Raw genomic sequence first — 20117 nt, forward strand, 5'->3', positions numbered from 1 at the left:
GCCCATCCGTCAGCCCCTCACGCGTCGAAGCTCAGGCTCAGCTTGCGCAGCAACGCAGCGAGCCGATCGCGGTCACCGCGGGACAGCGCCTGCAGCAGGTCGTCCTCGACGTCGACGAGGCGCGTGATCGCGGCATCCACCCGGATGCGTCCGTCGTCCGTGAGCGTCACGAGCACGCTGCGGCCGTCGGCCGGGTCGCCCTCCCGTCGCACGAAACGTCGGCCGACCAGACGGTCGATGCGATTGGTCATGGTGCCGCTCGACACCAGCGTCTGCTGCAGCAGCTGCTTGGGGGAGAGCTGGAAGGGCGCGCCCGCGCGGCGGAGAGCCGACAGCACGTCCCATTCCCAAGCCTCCAGGTCGCTGCGTCGGAACACATCTCTGCGAGCCCGGTCGAGCAGCCTGGTCAGGCGATCCATCCGCGACAGCACCTCGAGAGGCGAGAAGTCGAGGTCGGGGCGCTGGGTGTTCCAGGCGCCGACGATCCGATCAACCTCATCCGCCTCAGTCATCCGTCCATTATCGCCGGTAGTACGCAGGTGGACGTGGCAGACTTGATCCGCGGCGCCCTCGGGGGCCGCGGTCCGCCGTGGTGTAATGGCAGCACGACAGCCTTTGGAGCTGTTAGGTCTAGGTTCGAGTCCTGGCGGCGGAGCATGACTGGGAACAATCTCGCGATCATCGTCCTCGCCGCAGGCCAGGGCACCCGCATGCGCTCGCGTCTTCCGAAGGTGCTGCATCCGATCGGCGGGCGTCCGCTCGTCGGCCACGTGCTGACCACCGCGACGCGACTCGGCGCCGATCATATCGAGGTCGTCGTGCGGCATGAACGCGACCAGGTCGTCGCCGCACTCGAGAAGGACTATCCGACCGCGGTCTTCATCGATCAGGACGACGTCCCCGGCACCGGACGCGCAGTGCAGGTGGCTGTCGACGCGCTCCCTGCCGACTTCGACGGCGACGTGCTCGTGCTCTCGGGCGACTGCCCTCTCGCGGATGCGGACACGCTGGGCTCGTTCCTCGACGCGCACCGCGCCGCGCAGGCGGAGGCGACCCTCATGACCGCCGTGGTCGAGGACCCGACCGGCTACGGCCGCGTCATCCGCGACGCCGACGGCGGCGTCGATCGCGTCGTCGAGCAGAAGGATGCGACGACCGAAGAAGCTGCCGTCAGCGAGATCAACGCAGGCATGTACGTGTTCCGCGTCTCGACGCTCCGCAAGTACCTGCCGTCGGTGGGCGTCGACAACGCGCAGGGCGAGATGTATCTGACCGACGTGCCGGGGCTCCTCCGCCGCGACGGCAGCCGTGTGGCGGCATCCGTCGTCTCCGACGTCACCGTCACCTACGGCGTCAACGACCGCGCTCAGCTCGCGGAGGTCGGTCGTCTGCTCAACCGCCGCATCGTGCGGCGCTGGCAGCTCGAGGGCGTCACCGTGATCGATCCTGCGACGACGTGGATCGACGACGACGCCACCCTCGCGCCCGACGTCACGATCCTCCCGAACACGCACATCCTGCGGGCGACGACGATCGCCGAGGGCGCCATCATCGGACCGGACACCACCCTCGTCGACTGCGAGGTGGGAGAGGACGCGATCGTCCGCCGCACCGATGCGACGCTCGCGGTGATCGGTGCCGAGGCCACGGTCGGACCGTTCTCGTTCCTGCGGCCGGGCACCGTCCTGGGGGCCAGAGGCAAGATCGGCGCCTACGTCGAGACCAAGAACGCCGAGATCGGCGAAGGCAGCAAGGTGCCGCACCTGTCGTACGTCGGAGACGCGACCATCGGGCGAGGCGTCAACCTCGGTGCGAGCACGATCACCGCGAACTACGACGACGTGAACAAGCACCGCACGGTGGTCGAGGACGAGGTGCACACCGGCTCGCACACGACCCTCGTCGCGCCCGTTAGGCTGGGAGCCGGCGCCAAGACAGGTGCTGGCGCTGTCGTCCGCAAGGACGTCCCCGCCGGCTCCCTTGCCATGAGCGTCGCCCCTCAGCGCAACATCGAGGGTTGGGTCGAGAAGAACAGGGCAGGCACGGGCGCGGCAGACGCCGCAGCCCGAACCCGAGTGGCGGAGTAGGCAGAACGATGGCGCGCAAGAAGAAGACGGTCGATCTGGACAGGGACAACGGCATCGCTCCGGGTCTCGTTGCCAAGACCAAGAAGCGACTCGTGGTCGCAGGTGGTCGATCGCACCCCGAGCTCACCGCGGCGGTGGCCGCGTCGCTCGGAACAGAGGTCGTGCCGACAGAGCACCGCACCTTCGCATCCGGTGAGATCTACGCCCGGTTCGAGGTGTCGATCCGAGGCTGCGACCTCTTCCTGATCCAGACCTTCGGTGAGCCGGTCAACGAGTGGCTCATGGAGACCCTCATCATGATCGACGCCGCGAAGCGCGCGTCCGCCAAGCGCATCACCGTCGTCGCCCCGTACTATCCGTATTCGCGTCAGGACAAGAAGGGCCGCGGCCGTGAGCCGATCAGCGCCCGCCTCGTCGCCGACCTGCTGAAGACCGCCGGCGCAGACCGCGTGATGAGCGTCGACCTGCACGCCGCACAGATCCAGGGCTTCTTCGACGGTCCCGTCGACCACCTGTTCGCCAAGCCCGTGCTGCTCGAGTACTTCCAGCGCACGCTGAGCCCCGCCGACCGAGAGATCCTCACGGTCGTCTCGCCCGACATGGGTCGTGTCCGCGTGGCCGACACATGGTCCGACAGCCTCGGCGCCCCGCTGGCGATCATCCACAAGCGACGCGACCCGAAGGTCGCGAACCAGGTATCGGTGCACGAGATCGTCGGAGCGGTCGAGGGTCGCACCTGTCTGCTCGTCGACGACATGATCGACACCGGTGGAACCATCGTGAAGGCCGCGCAGGCGCTCAAGGCCAACGGCGCGCATCGCGTGATCGTTGCCGCGACGCACGCGATCTTCAGCGATCCGGCCTCGGAGCGTCTGCAGGACGCCTCGATCGACGAGGTCGTGATCACCGACACGATCCCGCTCACCGAGTCGCGTCGCTGGGACAAGCTGACGGTCCTCCCGATCGCCCCGATGCTCGCGCGTGCGATCCACGAGGTCTTCGAAGACGGATCCGTCACGAGCATGTTCGGCGGAGACGCGTAAGCGACTCATATATCGGGCACAGCCTGCACATAGACGGGCTCCCTACGGTCGAATCAACACATCGATCAAGGCCGGGAGGACCATCATGATCCGCACGACTGTACCGACTTCTGTTCGCAAGAGCGCCGCCCTGGTCGGCGTCGCCGGGCTCCTCGTGCTCGCCGGTTGCTCCGGCACCGCGGATGCCGAAGACCAGTCCACCGACGCCGGAACCGACACGAGCACCGAGTCGACGGATTCGGGCGCATCGACGAGCGGCGACTACACCGACGGCACGTACACGGCCGACGGTTCGTACCAGACCCCCGAGACGGTCGAGAAGATCAGCGTGACCCTCACCGTCGCCGACGGCCTGGTCACCGAGGTCGAGGTGACCGGTGACCCGCAGGCACGCGAGAGCGAGCAGTACCAGGGGCAGTTCATCGACGGGATCTCGGATGAGGTCGTGGGCAAGTCGCTCGACGAGATCGAGGTCAGTCGAGTGGCCGGATCGTCGCTCACCAGCGGCGGGTTCAACGAGGCCGTCGAGTCGATCAAGGAGCAGGCGGCCGCCTGAGGCGCCTGACCACGTATGGCGATCTGGCGTTTCGACGCGATCGGCACGGCCTGGGAGATCGAGACGTCGCACGAGCTCGACGAGCATGACCGTGAGCGAGTCGGGGCCGAGATCGAGCGGTTCGACCGAGAGTGGTCGCGGTTCCGTGACGACTCCTCGGTCACGCGGGTCGGCCGTGACGGCGGCTCGATCTCCTCGCCTGATGCGGGAACGATGCTCGATGCCTTCCGCGAGCTGTCCCGCGCGACCCACGGGGCGGTCAACCCGCTCGTCGCCGACAGCCTGTCGGCCCTGGGCTACGACTCGTCGTACTCGCTCGTCGCGCACGATCCCGTCGCTGCGCCCGGCGACTGGACGTCCCTGCTGGACTGGACGCCGGGGGAGGCCACGGCATCCGTTCCCGCCCTGCTCGATGTCGGGGCCCTCGGCAAGGGACGCCTCGTCGACCTCGTCGCCGCGGTGCTCTCCGACGTTCCCGGGAGTGTCGTGGTCGATGCCGGCGGTGATATGAGGGTTCGCGGCGATGCGGTTCGGGTGGGCCTTGAGCATCCATACGATCCGACGAAGGCGATCGGAGTGATCGAACTGCAGGATGCCGCGCTGTGCGCCTCGGCGGTCAATCGCCGTGCGTGGGGCGACGGACTGCATCACGTCCTCGACGCTCGCACCGGCGTGCCCGTGCGGACATGGGCGGCCACGTGGGCGATCGCCCCCGACGCGATGCGAGCGGACGCGGTCGCGACAGCGCTGTTCTTCGAGGGCGGGCCAGAGATCGCCGCATCGTGGGGCGTGGAGTGGGTGCGGATGACGACCGACGGGCGGGCGGAACGCTCGAACGGCTGCCCCGCTCAGCTGTTCACCACCCGCCGTTGAATCAACGAAGTAGGGAAGAGTAGACCTGTGATCACCTCCATCACCGCACTGCGGCAGCGGGTCCTTGCGTTGCTCGGCGGCATCTCGATGTATCGCCTGGTGCTGTTCGCGCTGCTGACGCTGGCGCTCATCGCTGTGGTGCTCTCAGCTCTCGGCGTGATCGTCGCACCCACGCCGGTCGAGATCCTCGCATCCTTCGTCGTCCTGGCCATGGTCATCTCGCTGGTGGACGCAGCGGCCCAGCGAATCCTGCGCCTTCCATGGCGTATCGAGTCGTCGCTGGTCACCGCGCTGATCCTGCTCTTCGTGCTCCGCCCCGGCATCGAGCCGAATGCCCTGCTCGGCCTCGCCATCGCCGGAGCCGTCGCGAGCCTCTCCAAGTACCTGATCGCGTGGCGAGGTCGGCACATCCTCAACCCGGCGGCGTTCGGCGCTGCCGTCGTGTCGATCCTCGGGTCGTTCGGAGCGTTCGAATGGCTCGGGACCTCGTCGTCCTGGTGGGTGGGCACCCCGTCACTCTTCATCCCCGTCCTGATCCTCGGGCTCGCCGTGCTGTGGCGCACCGAGAAGGTGCGGATCGTCGTCGTGTTCCTCGTCGTCGCCATCGCCGTCTCGGTCCTTCGTCAGGCCGTGCAGGCGCAGGAGTTCGCGATCGACTTCGACGCCGGCTCCGCCCTCTCGTTCGCGATCCTGCAGTCTCCGTTCCTGTTCCTCGGTGCGTTCATGCTGTCGGAGCCGTTGACTCTGCCGCCGCGCCGGTGGCAGCAGTTCTCGGTGGCAGTTCTCGTCGGCGTGCTCGCCGGCTGGCCGATCGCGGTCGGCGGCCTCTTCACGCTCGGGCAGGAGCGTGCTCTGCTCATCGGAAACCTCCTGGCCTTCGCCTTCGCGCTGCGCGGATCCGTGCGTCTCGTGCTCGAGAAGCGGCAGTTCATCACGCCGACGGCTCAGGAGCTGACGTTCCACGCGAAGGGCACGCTGAAGTTCCTGCCGGGGCAGTACCTCGAGCTGGACGTGCCGCACTCCCGCCCGGATGCGCGCGGAACCCGTCGCGAGTTCAGCATCGTCTCGGCGCCTGCCGACCTCCCGACGCTGCGCATCGCCTACAAGGACGGCGATCAGAAGCATCCCTCGAGCTACAAGCGCGCGCTGGCGGCCGCCGAGCCGGGTGCTGCGCTCGCGGTGACCGGCACATGGGGCGACTTCCTGCTTCCACGCGCCGAGACCCCGGTGCTGATGGTGGCCGCGGGCATCGGCGTCACGCCGTTCGTGTCGCAACTGCGACAGCTGATGCTGACCGAGCAGCAGCGTGACGTGGTTCTCGTCTACGTGGCATCCGACAGCTCGGAGCTCGCGTTCCGCGATGAGCTGGCCGCGACCGGTGCGCGCGTGATCGTGTTCACCCGGGACGAGCCTGTCGACCTGCCCTCGCGCTGGACCTGGGCCCAGGGTGCGCGCCTCGACGCGGCGGCTCTCGAGCACTACGTCCCGGACATCGGCGAGAGGCATTCCTACATCTCCGGCCCGCCGCGGCTGATCGCCGACCTCGCTCCCGCCCTGCAGAAGGCGCGGTCGCTCACGACAGACGCCTTCGCCGGGTACTGAGTCCGGTCTGTTCGGTGTCGCCCGGCGCCACGTGCAGGACGCCAGCACGTTCTGCGGGCCGGTTCTCCTGATTCCGTCCTGCATTCGTGCCTCGGTCCTGCGAGTGGTACAGGCCGTGCGTCGACGGAGCGCTCTGTAGATCGCCGAAGTGGGTCTCCCCGGTGCCGCGTGCAGGACGCCAGCACGTTCTGCGGGGTGGTTCTCCTGATGCCGTCCCGCATTCGTGCCTCGGTCCTGCAACCGGTAGGTCAGATGCGTGCGCGAAGGCGATCGACGGCCGCAAGGATGGCGGCTTCCACGACCGGCCAGTCGTGGACGATCATCGCGTAGTCGAAGCGCACCGTCTCATATCCCTGCCTGGATGCCTCCGCATCGCGCAGCAGATCTCGATGGCGGTGCGATGCGCTGTCGTGATTCTCCGCCCCGTCGGCTTCGAGGATGAGCAGCTCATGGAGCACGAAGTCCACGCGCCCGACCGAAGGAATGTCGACCTGACATTCGAGATGGATCCCGAGCAGGTGAAGCCGAAGACGAAGCAGCGACTCGAGGCCGCTGTCGGCATCCGTCCGAGCCAGATCGACCAGCCACCGAGCCTTCGCCGGGAGGCGGGATCGGATGCGGGCGCGCCCTGCCGCTCCGATCTTGCGCAGCTGCAGGGCCGACTCGATCGAGACGAAGAACGACTCATCGCCCTTGCAGAGATAGACGTGCACAAGGGCGTCCTCGAGGGGAGCGAGGCCGAGAACCGTCCGTCCGTCGAAGTAGTGGCCGGTGCACGTGCATGTGATGTGGTGGTTTCGGCCGTGCGTGCCGAGCCAGACATGCGGATTCGTATCGTCCTCGAGCGTCCAGATGCCGTGCATCCGCAGTGCACGAGAGCAGGTCAGCGCGCCTCCGTGCGCGGCAGCGGTGAGAACGTCGGCGGGAGCGGATGGCGTCGCGAACACGCCGTTGCGGACGCGAGTGATCGTGCCGTCGCGAACGGCTGATGAGAGCATCCGTCTGCTCAGCCCGAACTGGCGAAGAGTCGTACCCCTGGCCAGATCACCCAGGTGAGAGAGGACGTGTGCGGCGGTCGGCATCTGATCGATCCTGCCCGTTCTGAGGCGGGGACGGATCGGACTCGAGGGTCGTGGAAGGTATCGGCTGATAACCCGACCTGTGCAGAAGAGAAGTCGTGGGTCCGTGCGGTCGTCTGCCTCACCGTCTGCAGGATGAGAGCACGGTTGCAGGACCGAAGTCGTCGGTTCGCCTTGCAGAAGTGCCTCGGTCCCGCAGACGGCTCTGCGGGACCGAGGGGAGACGAAGACGCGGTCAGTCCGAGGCGGCCGCCGGGTTGATCGGGAGCCGCACGCTGAAGGTCGTGTCTCCGGGCTCGCTGTCGACCGTGAGGTGACCGCCGTGTCCTTCGACGATCGCCTTCGCGATGGCCAGTCCGAGCCCGGTGCCGCCGGTCTGGCGGGCGCGGGAGCTGTCACCGCGGGCGAAGCGTGCGAAGAGCTCGTCCCGCACCCCGGGGTCGATGCCCGGGCCGTTGTCGTGCACGCGCAGCACGGCCTCGTCGCCTTCGCGGGCCACGCTGAGGGTGATCGACGTACCGGCAGGCGTGTGCGTCCGCGCATTCGCGAGCAGGTTCGCGACGACCTGGTGCATGCGGCCCGCATCGCCGACGATGACGATGGGCTCGTCCGGCGCCTCGATGTTCCAGTGGTGGTCGGCTGCGGTCGGGCGCGCATCGGAGAGCCCCTCCAGCGCGAGCTGTGTCAGATCGACGGTGCCGTAGACGAGTTCTCGCCCCTCGTCGAGACGGGCGAGCAGCAGCAGATCCTCCACCAGGCGCGTCATGCGCAGGGACTGGGCCTGGATGCGCTCGAGCGACGTCGTGGTGCTCTCGACGGCCGCCTCTCCGCCCTGCTGCTTCAGCGCACGCAGAGAGAGCTCGGAGTAGCCGCGGATCGACGACAGAGGTGTGCGCAGCTCGTGGCTCGCGTCGGCGACGAACCGACGCATCCGCTCTTCATTCTTCTGACGGGAGGCGAGAGAGGCGTTGACATGGTCGAGCAGCTTGTTGAGGGAGGAGCCGACGAGACCCGTCTCGGTCCGCGGATCGGCCTCCGCGGCAGGCACCCGCTCGGTGATCTGCACCTCTCCGCGGTCGAGGGGCTGGTTCGCCACCCGCGTCGCCGTCGCGGCGACCGCACGCAGCGGTCTCAGCCCGACGCGAATCGTGATCGCCGTCGTGAGCGCGAGGAGGATCAGACCGCCGATCGTCGCGAGGGCGATCACGGTGAGCAGTGTGGCCAGTTGATTCTGGATCTCGGTCCGGGGGAGACCGGTGACGACATTCACACCGTTGGGCGCCTGCTTCGCGACGACCATGTAGGAACCGAAGTCGTCCAGGGCGACGGTGGCGCTGGGCTGGCCGGCAAGTGCCGCGTCGATCCGTTCGAGGTCCGCGCTGGTCAACTTCTGCGGGACGCCGCCCCACTCGTCTTTGGTGTCGGGGAAGAGCACGCCGCTGGTGCCGCCCTCCGTGCTGGACACCGCCAGCAGGAGTCCCGGAACCCGCGCATCGTTGATCTCGAGGATGTTGTCCATGTTCGCGAACTGGGCCGGTACCCGGCTGACCCACTGCGTCACCTGATTCGAGTAGCTGTGCAGGCGATCCTCGAGCTGCCGTTCGAGCGTGCTGCCGAGCAGCGCACTGGTGATCACGGCGACGATCACGAGGATGAGCGAGACGAAGCCGATCACGGCTGTCATCAGCCGTGTCTGCAGACTCATCGGCCGTCTGGCCATCCCCGTGCTGCTCACTGAGGCGCCTTGATCATGTAGCCGACACCGCGCACGGTGTGCAGCAGCGGGGTGCGTCCGGCGTCGATCTTCTTGCGGAGGTACGAGATGTACAGCTCCACGACCGAGGACTTGCCGCCGAAGTCGTAGCTCCACACGCGATCGAGGATCTGCGCCTTCGACAGCACTCTGCGTTCGTTGCGCATGAGGTAGCGGAGCAGCTCGAACTCGGTCGCGGTCAGCTCGATCTCGGTGCCATCGCGCATGACCTCGTGGCTGTCCTCATTGAGGGTGAGGTCGGCGACGCGGAGGATCGACTGACCGTCGTCGGCGGTCGCATGTCCCGTGCGACGGATGATCGCGCGCAGACGTGCGATGACCTCTTCGAGGCTGAACGGCTTGGTGACATAGTCGTCGCCGCCGGCGGTGAGGCCGGCGACGCGGTCGCCCACGGCATCCTTCGCGGTCAGGAACAGCACGGGCACGAGGCTGCCCGACTCACGGAGGCGCCGCAGCACGGCCATGCCGTCGAGGTCGGGCATCATGATGTCGAGCACGAGAGCGTCGGGTTCGAACTCGCGCGCGACCTGCAGAGCTTCGAGGCCGGACGACGCCGTGCGCACCTCCCAGCCCTCCATCCGCAGAGCCATCGCGAGCAGGTCGGTGAGCATCTGCTCGTCGTCGACGGCGAGGATGCGCAGGGGGGAGCCGTCGGGGCGGCGCAATTCGGGAAGATCAGTGCTCATGAGTACATTCTGCGGAATCACCTATGGGGTTTCTATGGAGTGCGCTATGCGTCGCCTGTGAGAAAGCACCCATAGCCTTCTCATCATCGGTCCCTCGATATCGCAAAAGTCCGGTCTTTAGCGTCGACATCGGCCCCGCGAACGGCGCGGCAGAAGGAGACACATGTACGGGACATATCTACGGCGCGAGTTGGCGGGCCGCAAGAAGCAGACCATGATCGTCGCGATCGGACTCGCGATCGCGATCGCCCTGGTGATCATCGTGAACGCCCTCACGGCAGGAGTTCGGGATGCGCAGGCGCAGGCGCTGGAATCGGTGTACGGCGTGGGCACCGACCTCACGGTCACCGGTGCCGCAGCGGAACCGGGGGAGGGCGGCGGGCAGCGCTTCGACTTCGGCTCGGAGGACGGCGCGACCGAGGGCGACACGACCACACTCAGCCAGTCGACTCTCATGACGGACTTCATGCGCGGCACGCTCGACGCGTCCGTGCTCGACACGGTGACCTCGACGGATGGGGTGACGGCGGCATCCGCTGCTGTCAGCCTCACGAACTCGGCGTTCTCGGGCGAGCTGCCCAGCGGCGGGTTCGGTGAGCAGGACGCCACGACAGAGGACACTGCGCCGGCCGAGGGTCAGGCGCCGCCGCAAGGCGGAGCGGGTGGCGCGGGTGGCGGCTCGTTCGGCGTCGATTCATTCACCGTGCTCGGCATCGACCCGGCCGTGACGTCAGTGGGTCCGCTCGCCTCTGTCGAGGTCAGCGATGGCCGGGCTCTCGACACGGATGACGCCGGGGCACTCGTCGCGCTCGTCGACGCGACCTACGCGACCACGAACGAGATCGCCGTCGGCGACACCATCGACGTCGCAGGCTCCGATGTGGAGATCGTGGGGATCGTGGCTTCCACCGCGGACTCCGCCGACACCGCTGCCGACGTCTATCTGCCCCTCGACACGGCGCAGGATCTCTCCGGCGCCGGAGACGTCGTCTCCACGGTGTATGTGCAGGCCGAGTCCGCATCGTCGATCGACGCGGTGCAGGCGGCCCTCGCAGAAGAGCTGCCCGACGCGACGATCACCTCGCAGTCCGAGCTCGCCGCCACCGTCTCCGGTTCGCTGTCCAGTGCCACGTCGCTGATCACGAACCTCGGCACCTGGCTGTCGATCATCGTGCTCGCCGTGGCCGTGCTGCTCTCGGTGCTGCTGACGCTGTCCGGCGTCTCGCGCCGCACCCGCGAGTTCGGCACGCTCAAGGCGATCGGCTGGTCGAACGGTCGCGTCGTGCGCCAGGTCGCGGGCGAGTCGATGGTCCAGGGACTGATCGGTGGCGTCGTGGGGCTCGCACTCGGCATCGCCGGCATCGTTGTGATCGATCTCGTGAAGCCGACCGTCGCGGCTGCTGCCGCGAGCACTGCGGAAGGTGGCCCCGGCGGGATGGGCGGCGGGCCAACAGGAGGTGGCGACATGTTCCAGACGCAACAGGCGGCCGACATCGTGCTGCACGCACCGTTCACACCGTGGGTGCTGGTCGCCGCGGTCGGCCTCGCCGTGCTCGGCGGTCTCGTGGCAGGAGCATTCGGAGGCTGGCGCGCGGCCCGCCTCAGCCCGGCAGAGGCACTGCGCTCCGTCGCCTGACGGACGCTCGATCACCCATCGCACGACAAGGAGATACGACATGACCATCGCAGACATCGCCCCTTCCGCGAGCGGCACGGATGCCGCGGCGCCGCTGTACCGCGCGCAGGGTGTCACTCGCACGTACACGCAGAAGGGACGCACGGTGAAGGCGCTCACGGGGGTCGACCTCACGATCCTTCCCGGTGAGTTCGTCACCATCCAGGGGCCGACCGGAGGGGGCAAGTCGACTCTCCTGCAGATGCTGGGCGCGCTCGACAAGCCCTCCTCCGGCTCGTTGAAGCTCGGTGACATCGAGCTGGCGTCGGCATCCGCGAGGGAGCTCAGCCGCATCCGTGCCCAAGAGATCGGCTTCGTGTTCCAAGGGTTCAATCTCATCCCCACGCTGACGGCGGCCGAGAACGTGGACATGGCCCTCGAGCCCACCGACCTGAGCCGGACCGAACGGACGGGTCGCGTCGCCGAGGCTCTCGCTCACGTCGGGCTCGCCGACCGCGGCGACCACCTGCCCACCGAGCTATCGGGCGGTCAGCAGCAGCGTGTGGCGATCGCGCGGGCGATCGTGAAGCGACCCCGCGTGCTGCTCGCGGACGAGCCCACAGGCAACCTCGACGAGAGCATGCGCGATGAGATCCTCACGCTGCTCCAGGGGCTGTGCGCGGAAGGGATCACCATGATCGTCGTCACTCACGACTCGGCGGTGGCGCGCCGGGCCACCAGACGCCTTCGGCTGGCGAAGGGCACGGTGCAGGACATCACCCGGTGAGACATGACGAAGGCCCCGGCGGAATCGCCGGGGCCTTCGTCATGTCTGCGACGCGCTCAGTGCGTGTCTTCGGCTTCGATCTCGGTGCGGTCGCCCGACCACTGCGTGTGGAAGGTGCCCGGCTTGTCGATGCGCTTGTAGGTGTGCGCCCCGAAGAAGTCGCGCTGGCCCTGCACGAGGGCTGCGGGGAGGCGGTCGGCGCGGATGCCGTCGTAGTACGACAGCGACGACGAGAACGCCGGAGCCGGGATGCCGGCCTGTGCCGCCGCGACCACGACGCGACGCCACGGCGCCTGAGCGCGCGTGATCGCCTCGGTGAAGTACGGAGCCGTCAGCAGCACGGGAAGACCGGGCTCTGCCGCGTATGCGTCGGCGATGCGGTTGAGGAACTGCGCACGGATGATGCAGCCGCCGCGCCAGATCTTGCTGATGGCGCCCAGGTCGATGTTCCAGCCGTATTCGGCAGCGCCCGCGCGGATCTCGTCGAAGCCCTGCGAGTACGCGACGATCTTCGATGCGTAGAGCGCGAGACGGACGTCCTCGATGAAAGCGGCCTCGTCGGCGACGACGAACTCCTCGTCCGGGCCCGGGAGGGCTCCGGCGACCTCGCGCTGCTCGGGGTGCGACGACAGCGAGCGGGCGAACGTGGCCTCGGCGATGCCGGAGACGGGAACGCCGAGCGACAGCGCGGTCTGGACGGTCCACGCTCCGGTGCCCTTGGCTCCGGCCTGGTCGAGGATGACGTCGACGAGCGGCTTGCCGGTCTCGGCATCGACCTGGCGCAGCACCTCTGCGGTGATCTCGATCAGGTACGACTCGAGCTCGCCCTTGTTCCATTCGGCGAAGATCTCGGCGATCTCGGCGGGCGACTTGCCCGTGCCGCGGCGGATGAGGTCATAGGCCTCGGCGATGAGCTGCATGTCGGCGTACTCGATGCCGTTGTGCACCATCTTGACGAAGTGTCCGGCACCGTCGTGCCCGACGTGCGTGACGCACGGCTCGCCCTCGGCGATCGCAGCGATCGACTTGAGGATCGGGCCGAGGGTGATCCACGACTCGTCCGAGCCGCCGGGCATGATCGACGGGCCCGTGAGTGCGCCCTCCTCGCCGCCCGAGATCCCGGCGCCGACGAAGTTGATTCCGGTCTCACGGACCGCCTTCTCGCGGCGGATCGTGTCGGGGAAGTACGCGTTGCCGCCGTCGACGATGATGTCGCCCGGCTCGAAGACCTCGACCAGCGAGTCGATCACGGCGTCCGTCGGGCCGCCGGCCTTGACCATGATGATCGCGGTGCGCGGCTTCTGCAGCGAGTCGGCGAACTCCTGGTAGGTCTGGGCGGGGATGAAGCCGGCCTCAGGGTGATCGGAGACGAGCGTCGCGGTCTTCTCGTAGCTGCGGTTGAAGATCGCCACCGTGTTGCCCTCGCGGCTGGCGAGGTTGCGGGCGAGGTTCGAACCCATGACGGCGAGTCCGACGACTCCGATGTTCGCTGATGCTTCGGGCACAGATGGCTCCTAGATCGAGAAGAAGGGGATGCTCCCAGATTATCGCGGCGTCCGGGGTGGTGCTCCCGTGTGACGGGTGGTGACGGACGCGAGGAGGTCAGTCCTTGCGGTATCCCGAGCGCCCCAGGGAGAACAGGGCCGCGAAGGTGAAGCCTGCGGCGCACACGGTCATCGCGCCGATGAGCCAGGCGATCGCGTGGGAGAAGAAGACGCCGTCGAGCATGAGAGAACTCCGTGTTCTGCAGAGAGGGGATCGGTGTTCTCAGCCTACCGGCTCATCCGGTACCATGAGAGGAGTACCTCGGCGAGGGATGCTTCTGCGCGTGCGCTGGCATCCGTTATCGACGCGGCGAAGCAAGCCGGTGGCTTTCCTCACGTGTCTGCGTTCGAGAACAATTCCAAGACCACCGCGTAGCTGTCGCTGCGTGCCCCGAAGGAGAACCCCATGTCTGAAGACACCAAGGTCAAGGCCGAGCTCCGCGAGAGCTTCGGCAAGGGCTTCGCCCGTCGTCTGCGCGCCGCAGGCAAGATCCCCGCCGTGATCTACGGCCACGGCACCGATCCGGTGCACGTCGCACTGCCCGGCCACCAGGTCTCGCTGATCATCCGCCGTGCGAACGCTCTGCTCGAGCTCGACATCGACGGCAAGGACCAGCTCGCCCTCGTCAAGGACGTCCAGCGCGACCCGGTGCACCAGATCATCGAGCACATCGACCTGCTCGTCGTCCGCAAGGGCGAGAAGGTCACGATCGACGTTCCCGTCGTCGTCACCGGAGAGTCGGCTCCCGGAACGATCGTCAACCAGGACGCGAACACGCTGTCGATCGAGGCCGAGGCCACGCATCTTCCGCAGAACGTCGAGGTCTCGGTCGAGGGTCTCGAGGACGGCACGCACATCACCGCCGCCGAGGTCAAGCTCCCCAAGGGCTCGACGCTGCTGACCGACCCCGAGGTTCTCGTCGTCGCGATCTCGATCCCGGCCGAGGAGTCGCTCGAAGAGGACGAGGCCGGCGCCGACGAGGCTGCCGCCGAGGAGGCTCCCGCCGCGGAGTGATCTCCGCAGGCGCAGCGCACAGCTGACTGCAACACAGAGGGGGCGCGAGCATATCGCGCCCCCTCTGTCGTATTCTGACCCGGGCACCGCGAAGGGCCCGCATTCCGAGAGGACGACCACATGGCATCCACCTGGCTCGTGGTGGGACTCGGCAACCCCGGCCCCCGATACGCGGATACGCGTCACAACATCGGCCAGATGGTCGTCGATGAGCTCGCCTCACGCCGCGGCGAGAACTTTCGGGAGCACAAGGGCGGCGCGCGCGTCGTCGAGACCTGGCTGCGCCCGGGCGGCGACAAGCTCGTGCTCGCCAAGCCGAACACGTTCATGAACGTGTCCGGGACGCCGGTCGCCGCCCTGGCGCGGTTCTACTCGGTGCCGCCGGAGCAGATCATCGTCGTCCACGATGAGCTCGACATCCCGTTCGACACCGTCAAGCTCAAGATCGGCGGAGGCCACGGCGGGCACAACGGCGTCCGAGACATCGCCCGTGCCATCACCACTCCGGATTTCCCGCGGGTGCGGGTCGGCATCGGTCGACCGATGGGGCGCCAGGACCCCGCGGACTGGGTGCTCTCGCCGTTCGGCAAGGACGAGCGCGCGAACCTGCCCATCCTCGTGTCCGACGCGGCGGACGCGGTCGAGCTGCTCGTCGAGGACGGACTGCTCGCCGCTCAGCAGAAGCACCACGCTCCACGGTGAGACACGGGGCGGTGCACCCGTCGCGTGCCCCGCGGCTACGGCAGGAAGCCGGTCGCCGTTCCCGTCGACAGTGTCACCAGCAGCACGACCCAGAAGATGATCGGGCCGAGCACGGCGACCACGAGGGCGGCGATGCCCGCACCGCGCGCCTGCTTCTTGCGAATGGCGATGATGCCGATGACGATGGCGGCGATGCCGAGGATGGTCCCCGTCCAGAACGAGATCTCCGCCCACAGGACTTGGTCCCTCGCGGGAGAGAGGATCGACAGGAAGTCCGGTGCCGTCGTGTCGAGACCGCCCGGAAGACGACGTCCGATCTCGAAGCCCATGATGCCGGCGACGATCGGTGTGACCACGGCTGCCACGATCGCCAGGACCAGAGCCAGGATGCCGAGCAGCCCTGACTTCTTCTCCGCGATCACCGGTGCCTGGTATGCGCCCGCGGGCGCTGCGTAGCCTCCGACCGGAACCTGATAGGCGCCGGGAGGAGCCGCCTGCGGTGCGGGAGCGCCTTGGTACGAGGGCGGAGCACCCTGATAGGCCGGGGGAGCGCTCTGGTATGCGGGCGGAGCACCCTGATAGGCCGGGGGAGCGCTCTGGTATGCGGGCGGCGCCGGGGGAGTCGAGGAATACGCAGCGGGCGCTGGCGGCACGGGCGGAGCGAAGTGCTGCTGCTCGTCGGCCGATCGGGGCGCGGGAGGCACAGGGGGGACGGCACCGGACGGGGGCTGCTGCGGATCAGTCACGCCCCCATCCTATGGCTGGCCAGGTCAGACGCGACGAAGCAGTCCGACCCGGTCGTAGACCGCTCCGAGAGTGGCGTCGGCGACGGCATCCGCACGTGCGGCGTTCTGCGCGAGGATCCGATCGAGTTCAGCAGGGTCGTCGAGCAGCTCGAGCGCGCGGGCACGCACCGGCTCGAACTCGTTCACGATGACCTCGGCGAGTCCCTTCTTGAAGTCCCCGTAACCGCGGCCCGCGTACTCATCCTCGATCGCCGGAACCTGACGTCCCGACAGCGCGGCGTAGATGGTCAGCAGGTTGGACACGCCGGGCTTGGTGTCGCGGTCGAAGCGCACCGATCCTTCGTTGTCCGTGACGGCCCGCATGATCTTCTTCGCCGACTTCGCCGGGTCGTCGAGCATCCAGAGGACTCCCGCATCGCTCTCGGCGGACTTCGACATCTTCGACGTCGGGTTCTGCAGGTCGTAGATGCGCGCCGTGTCCTTCTGGATCACGGGGCGGGGCACGACGAACGTGTCCCCGAAACGGGAATTGAAGCGCTCGGCGAGGTCGCGGGTCAGCTCGACGTGCTGCTTCTGGTCGTCGCCGACCGGCACGACATCGGTCTGATACAGCAGGATGTCAGCTGCCATCAGCACCGGGTAGGTGAAGAGACCGACGCTGGTGGCATCCGCTCCGTAGCGCGCTGACTTGTCCTTGAACTGCGTCATGCGACCGGCTTCTCCGAAACCGGTGATCGTCGACAGGATCCAGGCCAGCTCGGCGTGCGCGCGGACGTGAGACTGCACGTAGAGCGTCGAGAGGGAGGGCTCGATGCCGGCGGCGATGTACTGAGCAGCGGTGCGGCGGGTCTTCTCGCGCAGCTCGGCGGGATCCTGTGCGACGGTGAGCGCATGCAGATCGACGACGGAGAAGTATGCGTCGTACGAGCTCTGCAGATCCCGCCACTGCAGGAGCGCTCCGATGTAATTGCCGATCTGAAGCGAGTCGGCGGAGGGCTGCATTCCTGAGTAAAGGCGAGGTTTCGTCACGACATCAATCCTAGGCGGCGCCGGTCGTGCCGGACCGCGCGAACCGGGTCCGTCCGAACCCGGGCGCCGCCTGCTGTTCAGTAGGTGTAATCGACGACCACCGGAGCATGGTCGCTCCAGCGCTCGTCATAGGCGGCCGCGCGGGCGACGTGATAGGCAGTGACCCGTTCGGCGAGAGCCGGAGTGGCGAGGTGGTAGTCGATGCGCCACCCGGAATCGTTGTCGAACGCCTGCCCGCGCATCGACCACCAGGTGTACGGCCCCTCGACCTCGCCGTGGAACACCCGGCCCACGTCGACCCAGCCGAGACCGGTGCCGGTCGAGCCGTCGACGCCCTCGACGGTCTCACCCGCCGCTCCGAGGAATCTGTCGAAGTACGCCCGCTCACGGGGCAGGAATCCCGCCTTCTTGCGGTTGCCGCGCCAGTTCTTGATGTCGAGTTCGCGGTGGCCCACGTTCAGGTCCCCGGTGACGAGCGCGAGTGCCCCGTCGTCCGCGCCGAGCTCGGCCAGCCGGGCACCGAACGCGTCGAGGAACTTCCACTTCTCCTCCTGCTTCGGAGTGTCGGCCTCGCCGCTGTGCACGTAAGCGCTCACGACCGTGAGAGGGCGGTCGCCGATCAGGAAGTCCGCTTCGATCCAGCGACCCTTCGAGTCGAAGTCGGCATCGCCGAAGTCGGTGCGCGAGGCGAGAGCCGGCAGCCGGCTGGCGATGGCCACGCCGGCGCGACCCTTGGCGGTCGCCTCGTCGTGCACGAACGTCCATCCGGGCAAGGCCGCTTCGAGATGCTCGTCCTGGCCGCGGACCTCCTGCAGAGTGAGGACGTCGACGTCTGCCGCGTCGAGCCACGCGCTCATGCCATTGCGAGCCGCCGCTCGGATCCCGTTGACATTGACCGTGGCGATTCGCAGATGAGGCATGGTTCCAGCCTAACGAGCGCCACCGACATCGCGTGTCCGCTGCAGCTCGGCCAGCAGCCGCTGCGCGAGTGGCGACGCGGTGTCGACGGGCGGGGGCGCGGACGCCTCCAGCTCCGCCAGTTCCCGCTCCGCCGCGTGCACGGCTCGACGCGCGCCCCATACGCCGTACCAGGGTGCGGTGTCGCGTGCCGCGTGCGCGTCGCGGACGCGGATGCGGGCGGCCATGAGCAGGGTCTCATGCTCGACGATCCGACGCTCGGCCTCCGACTGAGCCAGCAGCGGCAGATCCCGATCCTGGGCGGCGACGGCGATCCATGACGATGCCACGAGCATCACCACCCCGTTCACCCGGAACCACAGCAGCAGGCCGATGAAGATCGCGAACGTGGCCAGAAGCGGGTTGGAGGGCGTGTAGCTCAGGAGGAACCCTGCACCGTACTGCAGCACGGTCATCGCGGCGCCGCCGAGGATCGCGCCGGGCCAGATCGTGCGCCAATGGAGCGTCGTCCCCGTGAGGAAGCGCACCATCGCGGCCAGAGCGGCGGACATCAGGACGAACGACACGATGACCGTGCCGATGCGGATGCTGAGGTTCAGCCCGTCGGATCCCGAGTCCCAGCCGAGGAGGCTCAGGAGCCAGCTCAGCATCGCCGCACTGGCGGAGCTGAGGATCGACCCCACGATGAGCGAGACGCCGAAGATCAGCGCGGCGAGAAGATCCCGAGCCTTGAGGATAACGTAACTGCGAGTGTCCGGAGGGAGGCCGAAGATGTCCCTCGTGGCGCGACGTGAGAAGGTCACCCACCCGATCGCGGTCCAGATCACCGTGCCGAGGGCGATGAGACCTGTCACTCCCAGGAGGCTGGCCGTGCTCGCGGCGATCTCCTTCACCTGATCCGGGGTGAACACCCCGCCCTGATCGAGGATCAGATTGGGAACGTAGCTGTTGATGATGACGATCAGACCGTCGACCGCCTCCGTGCTGCCACCGAGCCAGATGCCGATGATGGCGAAGGCGAGGTACACAGCCGCGAAGATCGCGAAGAGGGCCTGATAGCTCACCCCTGCAGCGAGAAGGAATCCGTTGTGCTGCAGGAAATGACGCCAGACACGCACGGGGAACAGGCCCAGAGTGCGCTGGGTCAGAGCGGTCGCCCTCTCGACGGCCGCGTCCAGGCGACCGGGCTCGGGGGCGGCGTGGTGTTCGGACACGTCCTCACCCTATCCAAGCGACGAGAACGGGCGGGCACCCATCAGGGTGCCCGCCCGTTCTCAGGTCGGCGACGGTGTCAGGGACGACCGCGCAGGACTGCCTGCTTGACCTCGGCGATGGCCTTCGTGACCTCGATACCGCGGGGGCACGCCTCGGAGCAGTTGAAGGTCGTGCGGCAGCGCCAGACGCCCTCCTTGTCGTTGAGGATGTCGAGACGGACCGCAGCGTTGTCGTCGCGGGAGTCGAAGATGAACCGATGCGCATTCACGATAGCCGCCGGTCCGAAGTACTGTCCGTCGGTCCAGAAGACCGGGCACGACGAGGTGCATGCGGCGCACAGGATGCACTTGGTGGTGTCATCGAAGATCTCGCGATCGGCGATGCTCTGGACGCGCTCCTTGCCCTTCTCGGGCACCGAGTTCGCGACGAGGAACGGCTGCACCTCGCGGTACGACGCGAAGAAAGGCTCCATGTCGACGACGAGGTCCTTCTCGAGAGGCAGACCCTTGATCGCCTCGACGTAGATCGGCTTCGAGATGTCGAGATCCTTGATCAGCGTCTTGCAGGCGAGGCGGTTACGGCCGTTGATGCGCATGGCGTCGGAGCCGCAGATGCCGTGGGCGCACGAGCGCCGGAACGTCAGCGACCCGTCGACCTCCCACTTGATCTTGTGCAGTGCGTCGAGGACGCGGTCCGTGGAGTAGAGCTCCACGTCGTAGTCGACCCAGTGCGGCTCGGAGTCGATCTCGGGATCGAACCGGCGGATGTTGAACGTGACGATGAAGGACTGGATGCCCGTCTCCTCCGTCGTGTCCGCGGGAGCTTCGGCGATGGCGTTCGACATGC

20 protein-coding genes and 1 tRNA gene are annotated in these 20117 nt (G+C 67.7%); 10 read left to right on the plus strand and 11 right to left on the minus strand.

What is annotated here, in order from left to right; translation table 11 throughout:
- Positions 1-17 precede the first annotated feature (17 nt).
- Positions 18-512: a MarR family winged helix-turn-helix transcriptional regulator gene (locus ACIPV5_RS16935; RefSeq protein ID WP_053097060.1), complete on the minus strand. Its 495-nt coding sequence runs from the start codon at positions 510-512 to the stop codon at positions 18-20.
- Positions 513-583: 71 nt separating this feature from the next.
- Here ACIPV5_RS16935 and ACIPV5_RS16940 point away from each other — a divergent pair.
- From ACIPV5_RS16940 to ACIPV5_RS16965, 6 genes are all read left to right on the plus strand, one after another.
- A tRNA-Gln gene (locus ACIPV5_RS16940) sits at positions 584-655 on the plus strand.
- A gap of 1 nt (position 656) precedes the next feature.
- Positions 657-2087: a bifunctional UDP-N-acetylglucosamine diphosphorylase/glucosamine-1-phosphate N-acetyltransferase GlmU gene (gene glmU, locus ACIPV5_RS16945; RefSeq protein WP_072591547.1), complete on the plus strand. Its 1431-nt coding sequence runs from the start codon at positions 657-659 to the stop codon at positions 2085-2087.
- A gap of 8 nt (positions 2088-2095) precedes the next feature.
- Positions 2096-3130 (plus strand): ribose-phosphate diphosphokinase, encoded by a 1035-nt coding sequence (locus ACIPV5_RS16950; protein ID WP_053097056.1) that lies wholly within the window; start codon positions 2096-2098, stop codon positions 3128-3130.
- Between the two features lie 85 nt (positions 3131-3215).
- Positions 3216-3686, plus strand: a complete 471-nt coding sequence (locus ACIPV5_RS16955) for an FMN-binding protein (RefSeq protein ID WP_053097053.1) — start codon at positions 3216-3218, stop codon at positions 3684-3686.
- A 15-nt stretch (positions 3687-3701) separates the two neighbouring features.
- A complete protein-coding gene (locus tag ACIPV5_RS16960) occupies positions 3702-4559 on the plus strand; it encodes an FAD:protein FMN transferase (protein ID WP_400342027.1) in 858 nt (285 codons plus the stop codon).
- 27 nt (positions 4560-4586) lie between these two features.
- Entirely contained in the window at positions 4587-6161 is a 1575-nt protein-coding gene (locus tag ACIPV5_RS16965; protein ID WP_400342029.1) for an FAD-dependent oxidoreductase, read from the plus strand.
- Positions 6162-6409: 248 nt separating this feature from the next.
- Here ACIPV5_RS16965 and ACIPV5_RS16970 read toward each other — a convergent pair whose 3' ends face one another.
- From ACIPV5_RS16970 to ACIPV5_RS16980, 3 genes are all read right to left on the minus strand, one after another.
- Positions 6410-7243 carry a DUF559 domain-containing protein gene (locus ACIPV5_RS16970; RefSeq protein WP_400342031.1) on the minus strand — a complete coding sequence of 278 codons (834 nt, stop codon included), beginning with the start codon at positions 7241-7243 and terminating at the stop codon, positions 6410-6412.
- 232 nt (positions 7244-7475) lie between these two features.
- Entirely contained in the window at positions 7476-8945 is a 1470-nt protein-coding gene (locus ACIPV5_RS16975) for a sensor histidine kinase (RefSeq protein WP_400342032.1), read from the minus strand.
- Between the two features lie 26 nt (positions 8946-8971).
- Positions 8972-9700, minus strand: a complete 729-nt coding sequence (locus tag ACIPV5_RS16980) for a response regulator transcription factor (RefSeq protein ID WP_056280043.1) — start codon at positions 9698-9700, stop codon at positions 8972-8974.
- A 163-nt stretch (positions 9701-9863) separates the two neighbouring features.
- On the opposite strand from ACIPV5_RS16980, the gene ACIPV5_RS16985 reads away from it, so the two are divergent.
- Positions 9864-11336, plus strand: a complete 1473-nt coding sequence (locus ACIPV5_RS16985; RefSeq protein ID WP_400342035.1) for an ABC transporter permease — start codon at positions 9864-9866, stop codon at positions 11334-11336.
- Positions 11337-11376: 40 nt separating this feature from the next.
- The gene (locus ACIPV5_RS16990) at positions 11377-12102 is read left to right on the plus strand and encodes an ABC transporter ATP-binding protein (protein WP_400342036.1); all 726 of its coding nucleotides are present in this window, start codon (positions 11377-11379) and stop codon (positions 12100-12102) included.
- Between the two features lie 56 nt (positions 12103-12158).
- Here the strand turns inward: ACIPV5_RS16990 and gndA are convergent, their stop codons facing one another.
- Together gndA and ACIPV5_RS17000 are read right to left on the minus strand one after the other, a co-directional pair.
- Positions 12159-13607: an NADP-dependent phosphogluconate dehydrogenase gene (gene gndA, locus ACIPV5_RS16995; RefSeq protein WP_053097041.1), complete on the minus strand. Its 1449-nt coding sequence runs from the start codon at positions 13605-13607 to the stop codon at positions 12159-12161.
- A 97-nt stretch (positions 13608-13704) separates the two neighbouring features.
- Positions 13705-13830: a hypothetical protein gene (locus ACIPV5_RS17000; RefSeq protein ID WP_256381367.1), complete on the minus strand. Its 126-nt coding sequence runs from the start codon at positions 13828-13830 to the stop codon at positions 13705-13707.
- 222 nt (positions 13831-14052) lie between these two features.
- Here ACIPV5_RS17000 and ACIPV5_RS17005 point away from each other — a divergent pair, with 222 nt between their 5' ends.
- Entirely contained in the window at positions 14053-14661 is a 609-nt protein-coding gene (locus tag ACIPV5_RS17005; RefSeq protein ID WP_053097039.1) for a 50S ribosomal protein L25/general stress protein Ctc, read from the plus strand.
- A gap of 120 nt (positions 14662-14781) precedes the next feature.
- On the plus strand, positions 14782-15363 hold the full coding sequence (gene pth / locus ACIPV5_RS17010; protein WP_053097037.1) for an aminoacyl-tRNA hydrolase: 582 nt from the start codon (positions 14782-14784) through the stop codon (positions 15361-15363).
- 35 nt (positions 15364-15398) lie between these two features.
- Here the strand turns inward: pth and ACIPV5_RS17015 are convergent, their stop codons facing one another.
- The 5 genes from ACIPV5_RS17015 to ACIPV5_RS17035 all read right to left on the minus strand — a co-directional run bounded on the left by ACIPV5_RS17015 (position 15399) and on the right by ACIPV5_RS17035 (position 20115).
- Positions 15399-16109, minus strand: coding sequence for a hypothetical protein (locus tag ACIPV5_RS17015; protein ID WP_400342039.1), 711 nt, complete (start codon positions 16107-16109; stop codon positions 15399-15401).
- Positions 16110-16133: 24 nt separating this feature from the next.
- The gene (gene trpS / locus ACIPV5_RS17020) at positions 16134-17138 is read right to left on the minus strand and encodes a tryptophan--tRNA ligase (RefSeq protein ID WP_400342040.1); all 1005 of its coding nucleotides are present in this window, start codon (positions 17136-17138) and stop codon (positions 16134-16136) included.
- A 77-nt stretch (positions 17139-17215) separates the two neighbouring features.
- Positions 17216-18058 carry an exodeoxyribonuclease III gene (locus ACIPV5_RS17025; RefSeq protein WP_053097033.1) on the minus strand — a complete coding sequence of 281 codons (843 nt, stop codon included), beginning with the start codon at positions 18056-18058 and terminating at the stop codon, positions 17216-17218.
- Positions 18059-18067: 9 nt separating this feature from the next.
- A complete protein-coding gene (locus ACIPV5_RS17030; RefSeq protein WP_053097031.1) occupies positions 18068-19270 on the minus strand; it encodes a YihY/virulence factor BrkB family protein in 1203 nt (400 codons plus the stop codon).
- A gap of 77 nt (positions 19271-19347) precedes the next feature.
- Positions 19348-20115: a succinate dehydrogenase iron-sulfur subunit gene (locus tag ACIPV5_RS17035; protein WP_053097029.1), complete on the minus strand. Its 768-nt coding sequence runs from the start codon at positions 20113-20115 to the stop codon at positions 19348-19350.
- Positions 20116-20117 lie beyond the last annotated feature (2 nt).

Origin of the sequence: Microbacterium sp. NPDC090014 (genome assembly GCF_044748285.1) — a bacterium.
Lineage (GTDB): Bacteria > Actinomycetota > Actinomycetes > Actinomycetales > Microbacteriaceae > Microbacterium.

What these genes read in the sequence shown, in the direction of transcription:
- ACIPV5_RS17000 (WP_256381367.1), bottom strand. Translation starts at nt 13,830, where the DNA reads ATGCTCGACGGCGTCTTCTTCTCCCACGCGATCGCCTGGCTCATCGGC.
- ACIPV5_RS17035 (WP_053097029.1), bottom strand. Translation starts at nt 20,115, where the DNA reads ATGTCGAACGCCATCGCCGAAGCTCCCGCGGACACGACGGAGGAGACG.
- ACIPV5_RS16960 (WP_400342027.1), top strand. Translation starts at nt 3,702, where the DNA reads ATGGCGATCTGGCGTTTCGACGCGATCGGCACGGCCTGGGAGATCGAG.
- ACIPV5_RS16955 (WP_053097053.1), top strand. Translation starts at nt 3,216, where the DNA reads ATGATCCGCACGACTGTACCGACTTCTGTTCGCAAGAGCGCCGCCCTG.
- glmU (WP_072591547.1), top strand. Translation starts at nt 657, where the DNA reads ATGACTGGGAACAATCTCGCGATCATCGTCCTCGCCGCAGGCCAGGGC.
- ACIPV5_RS16985 (WP_400342035.1), top strand. Translation starts at nt 9,864, where the DNA reads ATGTACGGGACATATCTACGGCGCGAGTTGGCGGGCCGCAAGAAGCAG.
- ACIPV5_RS16950 (WP_053097056.1), top strand. Translation starts at nt 2,096, where the DNA reads ATGGCGCGCAAGAAGAAGACGGTCGATCTGGACAGGGACAACGGCATC.
- ACIPV5_RS17005 (WP_053097039.1), top strand. Translation starts at nt 14,053, where the DNA reads ATGTCTGAAGACACCAAGGTCAAGGCCGAGCTCCGCGAGAGCTTCGGC.
- ACIPV5_RS17025 (WP_053097033.1), bottom strand. Translation starts at nt 18,058, where the DNA reads ATGCCTCATCTGCGAATCGCCACGGTCAATGTCAACGGGATCCGAGCG.
- ACIPV5_RS16980 (WP_056280043.1), bottom strand. Translation starts at nt 9,700, where the DNA reads ATGAGCACTGATCTTCCCGAATTGCGCCGCCCCGACGGCTCCCCCCTG.
- pth (WP_053097037.1), top strand. Translation starts at nt 14,782, where the DNA reads ATGGCATCCACCTGGCTCGTGGTGGGACTCGGCAACCCCGGCCCCCGA.
- ACIPV5_RS16990 (WP_400342036.1), top strand. Translation starts at nt 11,377, where the DNA reads ATGACCATCGCAGACATCGCCCCTTCCGCGAGCGGCACGGATGCCGCG.
- ACIPV5_RS16935 (WP_053097060.1), bottom strand. Translation starts at nt 512, where the DNA reads ATGACTGAGGCGGATGAGGTTGATCGGATCGTCGGCGCCTGGAACACC.
- ACIPV5_RS16970 (WP_400342031.1), bottom strand. Translation starts at nt 7,243, where the DNA reads ATGCCGACCGCCGCACACGTCCTCTCTCACCTGGGTGATCTGGCCAGG.
- ACIPV5_RS16975 (WP_400342032.1), bottom strand. Translation starts at nt 8,945, where the DNA reads ATGAGTCTGCAGACACGGCTGATGACAGCCGTGATCGGCTTCGTCTCG.